Annotated in this window: 6 protein-coding genes; 5 read left to right on the top strand and 1 reads right to left on the bottom strand. The window is 74.3% G+C overall.

What is annotated here, in order from left to right:
• Nucleotides 1–236 precede the first annotated feature (236 nt).
• Together ACZ67Q_RS10060 and ACZ67Q_RS10055 are read left to right on the top strand one after the other, a co-directional pair.
• Nucleotides 237–1,097: a biotin--[acetyl-CoA-carboxylase] ligase gene (locus ACZ67Q_RS10060; protein ID WP_471178892.1), complete on the top strand. Its 861-nt coding sequence runs from the start codon at nucleotides 237–239 to the stop codon at nucleotides 1,095–1,097.
• Between the two features lie 325 nt (nucleotides 1,098–1,422).
• The gene (locus ACZ67Q_RS10055; protein WP_471178889.1) at nucleotides 1,423–2,526 is read left to right on the top strand and encodes an adenylate/guanylate cyclase domain-containing protein; all 1,104 of its coding nucleotides are present in this window, start codon (nucleotides 1,423–1,425) and stop codon (nucleotides 2,524–2,526) included.
• Between the two features lie 4 nt (nucleotides 2,527–2,530).
• On the opposite strand, the gene ACZ67Q_RS10050 is transcribed toward ACZ67Q_RS10055, so the two are convergent.
• Nucleotides 2,531–3,160 (bottom strand): hypothetical protein, encoded by a 630-nt coding sequence (locus ACZ67Q_RS10050; RefSeq protein WP_471178886.1) that lies wholly within the window; start codon nucleotides 3,158–3,160, stop codon nucleotides 2,531–2,533.
• Between the two features lie 216 nt (nucleotides 3,161–3,376).
• On the opposite strand from ACZ67Q_RS10050, the gene ACZ67Q_RS10045 reads away from it, so the two are divergent.
• From ACZ67Q_RS10045 to hutH, 3 genes are all read left to right on the top strand, one after another.
• The gene (locus ACZ67Q_RS10045) at nucleotides 3,377–4,186 is read left to right on the top strand and encodes an enoyl-CoA hydratase/isomerase family protein (RefSeq protein ID WP_471178884.1); all 810 of its coding nucleotides are present in this window, start codon (nucleotides 3,377–3,379) and stop codon (nucleotides 4,184–4,186) included.
• A 262-nt stretch (nucleotides 4,187–4,448) separates the two neighbouring features.
• Entirely contained in the window at nucleotides 4,449–5,591 is a 1,143-nt protein-coding gene (locus tag ACZ67Q_RS10040; RefSeq protein ID WP_471178881.1) for a GGDEF domain-containing protein, read from the top strand.
• 108 nt (nucleotides 5,592–5,699) lie between these two features.
• Nucleotides 5,700–7,238 (top strand): histidine ammonia-lyase, encoded by a 1,539-nt coding sequence (hutH, locus tag ACZ67Q_RS10035; RefSeq protein WP_471178966.1) that lies wholly within the window; start codon nucleotides 5,700–5,702, stop codon nucleotides 7,236–7,238.

Here is a 7,238-nt window from a genome sequence, read left to right as displayed (position 1 = left end):
CCCTTGGCGTGCTGTTTTTCGACGGCGCGCTGCGAGCCGGCGTGCGTCGCTTCCTCGATACGGCGCTGCAGATCCGCGAGCTTGCCCGCGGTCGTGTGAAGGTCGATCTCTTCCGGCTCGGACATCGGGATCGCGGCTCCCTGCCTGCTCAAAAGGGGGGACGGTTACTCATCCGTAGCGTAGTGCGGCCCCCAGCCGACGGCAGTGCGGCGTTTCCCACACCTAGGGTGGCTTGCATGACGCCGCGAGATGCATCAGACGACAGCCGCTGGTCCGACCTCGACCGCCCGCCCCTCAGCGCCGCGGCGCTGAGGCGCGCGCTGGTGCGCGAGGGAAGCCTGTGGTCGGACCTGGACGTGGTGCAGCGCACCGGCTCCACCAACTCCGACCTGGTCGCCCGCGCGGAGACGGGCGAGGCGGCCGAGGGCGCGGTCCTCGTCGCCGAGGAGCAGACGGCCGCCCGCGGGCGACTGGACCGGCAGTGGACGGCTCCGCCGCGCTCGGGCCTGTTCTTCTCGGTCCTGCTGCGGCCGACGGACGTCCCGGTGGCCCGCTGGGGCTGGATCCCGCTGCTGACCGGGGTCGCCGTGGCCACCGGCCTGTCCCGGGCGGCAGGTGTCGACACGGCCCTGAAGTGGCCGAACGACCTCCTCGTCACCGTCGACGGCGAGGAACGCAAGGCCGGCGGCATCCTCGCCGAGCGGGCCGGAGAGGGCGGCGTGGTCGTCGGTGTCGGCATCAACGTCACGCTGAAGGCGACGGAACTCCCGGTACCGCAGGCCGGGTCGCTGGCGCTGGCCGGAGCGGTGAGCACGGACCGCGACCCACTGCTGAGGGGCGTGCTGCGGGCGCTGGAGGAGTGGTACGGCCGGTGGCGCGAGGCGGGCGGCGACCCGGCTGCGTGCGGCCTGCAGGAAACGTACGCGGCGGGCTGCGCGACGCTGGGCCGCACGGTCCGCGCGGAGCTGCCGGGGGACCGGTCCCTGGTGGGCGAGGCGGTGGCGATCGACGGCGACGGCCGCCTGGTCCTCGCCACGAAGGAGGGCGTGCAGGAGCCGGTGGGCGCGGGGGACATCGTGCATTTGCGCCCGGCGTGACCTGCGGCGGCCGGGCGTCGACCTGGTGCGTGCAGCCGCGGTGGCGGCCGGAGGGCGGAAGGACGGCCGACCCAGGGGCGCGGAGAACTGCGCGACCAGCCCTCCACACCCCGGCACCCGGACGCCGGGACGAGCCACCCCGAACGGACCCCCCGGGGGGTCCAAGGGGGCGGAGCCTCCTGGAGGGACGCCACGCACCCCGGGTGACAGCACAACCCCGCGCGCGTCACCCCCGGCCCCCGCAACGGAGTGAGGTGGCGCACACCTGCCGTAAAGTTGGAGGCCGGTCGATACCTGACCTCGGCAGATCGGAAGGGCAGCAGGCGTGACCGTCGACGACTCGGGCTCCGGACCCGACGCCTCCGACTCCGGCGAGGACCCCCTCGCGCTGCGCCTGGAACAGCTGATCCTCGGCGCCGAGCGGCGCTACACCCCGTTTCAGGCGGCCCGCAGCGCCGGTGTCTCCATGGAGCTTGCATCCCGCTTCTGGCGTGCCATGGGCTTCGCCGACATCGGCCAGGCCAAGGCCCTCACCGAAGCCGACGTCCTCGCCCTGCGCCGGCTCGCCGGTCTGGTCGAGGCGGGCCTGCTCAGCGAGGCGATGGCGGTGCAGGTGGCTCGTTCGACGGGCCAGACCACCGCCCGATTGGCGGAATGGCAGATCGACTCCTTCCTGGAGGGCCTGACCGAGCCGCCCGAGCCCGGCATGACCCGCACCGAGGTCACCTATCCCCTGGTCGAGCTGCTGCTGCCGGAGCTGGAGGAGTTCCTCGTCTACGTCTGGCGCCGCCAGCTCGCTGCCGCGACCGGCCGGGTCGTCCAGGCGGCGGACGACGAGGAGATGGTGGACCGGCGCCTCGCGGTGGGCTTCGCGGACCTGGTCGGGTTCACGCGGCTGACCCGCCGTATGGAGGAAGAGGAGCTCGGCGAGCTGGTCGAGGCGTTCGAGACGACGGCCGCCGACCTGGTGGCCGCGCGCGGCGGGCGGCTGATCAAGACCCTCGGCGACGAGGTGCTGTTCGCGGCGGACGACGCGGGCACGGCGGCCGAGATCGGGCAGCGGCTGATCGAGACGATGGCGAACGACGAGACGATGCCGGAGCTGAGGGTCGGCATGGCGTTCGGCACGGTGACCACTCGCATGGGTGATGTCTTCGGTACGACCGTCAACCTGGCGTCCCGGCTGACCTCGATAGCGCCCCCGGACGCCGTCCTCGTCGACAGTGCCTTCGCGGAGGAGCTGATCCGCACCGGGGAGGCGCCCGCCTCGGAGGCGGAGGCGGCCGAGCAGGCGGCGGCCGCCGAGAAGGAGGGCGAGGAGCCGCCGACGTACCGCTTCGCACTGCAGCCGATGTACCAGCGTCCGGTGCGTGGACTCGGCGTGGTCGCGCCCTGGCTGCTCGGCCGGCGCGACGACGGCAGGGCGTAGCGGCTCAGCCGAGGAGCCCCGGGCCCAGGCACACGGCGATGATCGGCAGACACAGTCCCTGGCCGGGATCGCCGGGCTGCCCGGCCGGTGGCGGAGTCGCCGGCGCGGTGGAGTGCGACGGGCTCGGTGCGGGCGCCCGGGGAGGCGGGGCCGGTGCCGCCGTGGACGCGGGCGGGGCGGCGGGAGGCGCGGCCGTCCGCCCGGAGCCGGTCGACGCGGTGGCCGGCGGCTGCGAGAGCGGGACGGAGTACGACGGGGTGGCGACGGCCGACGGGTGGCGCCCGGCATCTGCCGTGACCGGGACCGTCGCGAGCGGTCCGGTGCTCTTCCCGCCCATCACGTCCGTGGCGGAGGGGCCGGGGCGCGGCGCGGCGGAGACGGTGGCGGCGGCGTCGGCCGCCCGCTCGGTGACGGTTCGGCGGCCGGGCTCGTGATCGGTGCGGGGACCTGCCTCCGCAGTGCCGAGGCCGGGGACGCCGGATTCGGGGGCCAGCCGTACGAGACTGAGCACACCGGCGGCCAGGGCGAGACCGCCGGCGGCGAGCAGCACCCGCCGGTGGCGGGGCCGGCGGTGCCGGCCGTGGGTGGTGTCGTGCGGTTGCTGGTCCGCTGTCTCCGTCAGCGTCTTTGTCATCGCGACGTTCCCCCTTCTGCGCTTGCGCCCCCGATGCGCCGTGGCGGACGCACGGTATGCGCTCCCCCGGACGGAGGACCCGGATTTGGGCGGGATGTCACTCGAACGGGTGCCCGGCGGCTCGTACGACCCGGGTCCGGCCCTTTTCCGGACGGCCCCGGCCTGCGATGATCGGGCCGTTGTCGTCTGTTAACCCGCGTTAACCGGGAGGGTGTCATGAGCGAGGAGCGGTTCGGGGAGTTCGTGCTGGTGCGGCGGCACGGGGACGAGGGTGCCCGGCATGTCGCGGAGCTGGCCCTCGACCGGCCCAAGGCCATGAACGCGGTCTCCACCGAGATGGCCCGCTCGATCGCCGCCGCGTGCGAGGCCCTGGGCGCCGACCGGGACGTACGCGTGGTGGTGCTGACGTCGACGCACGAGCGGGCGTTCTGCGTGGGCGCCGACCTGAAGGAGCGCAACTCCTTCTCCGACGCCGACCTGGTACGGCAGCGGCCGGTGGCGCGCGGTGCCTACGCGGGCGTGCTGGAACTGCCGGTGCCGACGATCGCGGCCGTGCACGGTTTCGCGCTCGGAGGCGGCTTCGAGCTGGCGCTGTCCTGCGACCTGATCGTGGCCGACCGCACGGCCGTGGTGGGGCTGCCGGAGGTGTCGGTGGGCGTCATCCCGGGCGGCGGCGGCACCCAGCTGCTGCCGCGGCGGGTGGGCGCGGCGAGGGCCGCCGAGCTGATCTTCACGGCGCGTCGGCTGGAGGCCCCGGAGGCGGCCGAGCTCGGGCTCGTGGACCAGCTGGTCGACGCCGGGCAGGACCGCGCGGAGGCGCTGGCGCTGGCCGCGCGCATCGCCGGGAACTCCCCGGTGGGCCTGCGCGCCGCGAAGCGGGCCCTGCGCCTCGGTCACGGCCTGGACCTGCGGGCCGGCCTGGAGGTCGAGGACGCCGCCTGGCGCTCCGTGGCCTTCTCGGGCGACCGGGCGGAGGGCGTGGCAGCCTTCAACGAAAAGCGCGAGCCTCAGTGGCCGGGGGAGTAAGCAGGGGCGCATACGAACAGGCGTGAGAGCGACAGCCTGACGGGGTGCATGCGAGCAGGGTGACTGCAACGCCCGGGAGGGGCGCGGGGAACTGCGCGACCAGCCCTCGCGGCCCGCACCCGAAGAACGAGCCCCCGGGGGTCTGGGGGCGCAGCCCCCAGGTGCCGGCAACCCGCCCGCACCCCGAACCCACCAGAACTCACACACACCTGTTCGCCCCATTAACGCACCGATTCAGCCAAAACCTCCCTAGCCTGGAGCAATGGGTGAGGACAGGCGCCTGGCCGCTGTGGTGGCCCTGGCCCAGGGGATGGCCGCGGCACACAGCCCGCGGGAATCGTGGCGCGCCGCGGCGCTCGGCGGCTGCCGCGCGCTGGCCGGGAGTTTCGCCGCGCTGTCGGTGTGGGAGCGGGACCTCGGCCGGCTGCGGGTCCTGGTGAACGTGGGGGACCGGGCTCCGGAGGAAGAGGAGTTCCCGGTGGACGAGACGTACCCCGTCCACCAGTTCCCGGAGATCACCGAGTTCCTGCACGAGCGCTGGGCGTCGGGCGGCGAGCCCAACGCGTGGGTGGAGACCGCCGAGGGGCCGACCGCGGGCCACGCCGGCTACTGCCACCAGCGGGTCGCCGCCCTGCGCCGCCGGGGCCGCGGGTGCTGTGTGGTCGCGCCGATCGTCATGAACGGCCGCGCCTGGGGCGAGCTGTACGTCGCGCGCCGGGCCGGTTCCCCCCTCTTCGACCGGGGTGACGCGGACTTCGCGACCGTGCTGGCCTCCGTGGCCGCCGCGGGCCTGGCGCAGACGGAGCGGTTGCAGGAGGCGCGACGGCTGGCCTTCAGCGACGCGCTGACCGGGCTCGCGAACCGCCGTGCCGTGGACGCCCGCCTGGACGAGGCGATCGAGCGGCACCGCAGGGAGGGTGCGGTGGTCAGCCTGGTGGTGTGCGACGTGAACGGGCTCAAGCACGTCAACGACACCCTCGGTCACGCGGTGGGCGACCGTCTGCTGGAACGGTTCGGCTCGGTGCTCTCGCTGTGCGGAGCCATGCTGCCGGGGGCGCTGGCCGCCCGGCTCGGCGGGGACGAGTTCTGCCTGCTGGTCGTCGGCCCGCCCGTGCAGGACGTGGTCAAGGTCGCCGACGAGCTGTGCCGAAGGGCCGCCGAGCTGGAGCTGGGGGAGGGAGTGGCCTGCGGGGTCGCCTCCACCGAGGAGCCGATCGGCCCGCTGCACTCGGCCCGCCGGCTGTTCCGTCTGGCGGACGCCGCCCAGTACCGTGCGAAGGCCGAACGCTCCACCCGCCCGGTGGTGGCCGGTCAGGAGGGTCCGGACGACCCCGTGATCCGGCTGGCGGACCAGCCCACGACGGAAGCGGCCCCGGAACGCCGCGCCTTCAGGGGCCGCCTGTAGGGGGCCGCCCGGTGCCTGCCGACTGCGTGCCGCCCCGCCGGTAAGGGGTGGACCCCCGGCCCACTGGTGACATCTTCGTCTTCAATGCGTACGCTCCTGAATATGAGTATGCACACTGTGGTGGTGGGGACGTCCGGGGTGACCGCGTCCGACGTTCTCGCGGTGGCCCGTGACGGCGCCCGCATCGAGCTCTCCGAGGAGGCGGTGGCCGCCCTCGCCGCGGCCCGCGGGATCGTGGACGCGCTCGCGGCAAAGCCCGACCCCGTCTACGGCGTCTCCACCGGATTCGGCGCCCTCGCCACCCGCCACATCAGCCACGAACTGCGCACCCAGCTCCAGCGCAACATCGTTCGCTCGCACGCCGCCGGCATGGGCCCGCGCGTCGAGCGCGAGGTCGTCCGCGCCCTGATGTTCCTGCGGCTGAAGACCGTCTGCTCGGGCCACACCGGTGTCCGGCCCGAGGTCGCGCAGACCATGGCGGACATCCTCAACGCCGGGATCACCCCCGTCGTCCACGAGTACGGCTCCCTCGGCTGCTCCGGCGACCTCGCCCCGCTGTCCCACTGCGCCCTGACCCTGATGGGCGAGGGCGACGCCGAGGGCCCCGACGGTGTCGTCAAGCCCGCCGGCGAGCTCCTCGCGGCGCACGGCATCGAGCCCGTCGAACTGCGCGAGAAGGAGGGCCTGGCACTCCTCAACGGCACCGACGGCATGCTCGGCATGCTGGTGATGGCGCTCGCGGACCTGGACCGGCTGTACAAGTCCGCCGACGTCACCGCGGCCTTGTCGCTGGAGGCCCTGCTCGGCACCGAGAAGGTGCTCGCGCCCGAGCTGCACGCCATCCGGCCGCACCCGGGGCAGGGCGCCAGCGCCGCCAACATGCTCGCCGTCCTCAAGGGTTCCGGCCTGACCGGGCACCACATGGACGACGCGCCCCGCGTCCAGGACGCCTACTCGGTGCGCTGCGCCCCGCAGGTCGCGGGGGCCGGCCGGGACACCCTCGCGCACGCGCGCCTGGTCGCCGAGCGGGAGCTGGCCGCCGCCGTCGACAACCCCGTCGTCCTGCCCGACGGCCGGGTCGAGTCCAACGGCAACTTCCACGGCGCCCCGGTGGCCTACGTGCTGGACTTCCTCGCCATCGCCGCCGCCGACCTCGCCTCCATCGCCGAGCGGCGCACCGACCGGCTGCTGGACAAGAACCGCAGCCACGGACTTCCGCCGTTCCTCGCCGACGACGCCGGCGTGGACTCCGGGCTGATGATCGCGCAGTACACGCAGGCCGCCCTGGTCAGCGAGATGAAGCGGCTCGCCGTGCCGGCCTCCGCCGACTCCATCCCGTCCTCCGCCATGCAGGAGGACCACGTGTCCATGGGGTGGTCGGCCGCGCGCAAGCTGCGCACCGCCGTCGGCAACCTCACCCGCGTGATCGCCGTCGAGCTGTACGCGGCGACGCGGGCGATCCAGCTGCGGGAGGGCCTGACGCCGGCGCCCGCCTCGCAGGCCGTCATCGACGCCGTACGGGCCGCCGGGGTCGAGGGGCCGGGCCCGGACCGGTTCCTGGCGCCCGACCTGGCCGCGGCGGACGCGTTCGTGCGCGACGGGCGGCTGGTCGCCGCGGTGGAGTCCGTCACCGGTCCGCTGCAGTAG

The organism is Streptomyces sp. NPDC036813 (assembly GCF_055609245.1).
The sequence above is the reverse complement of the archived record's forward strand: the minus strand, read 5'-3'. Positions and strand labels throughout refer to the sequence as shown.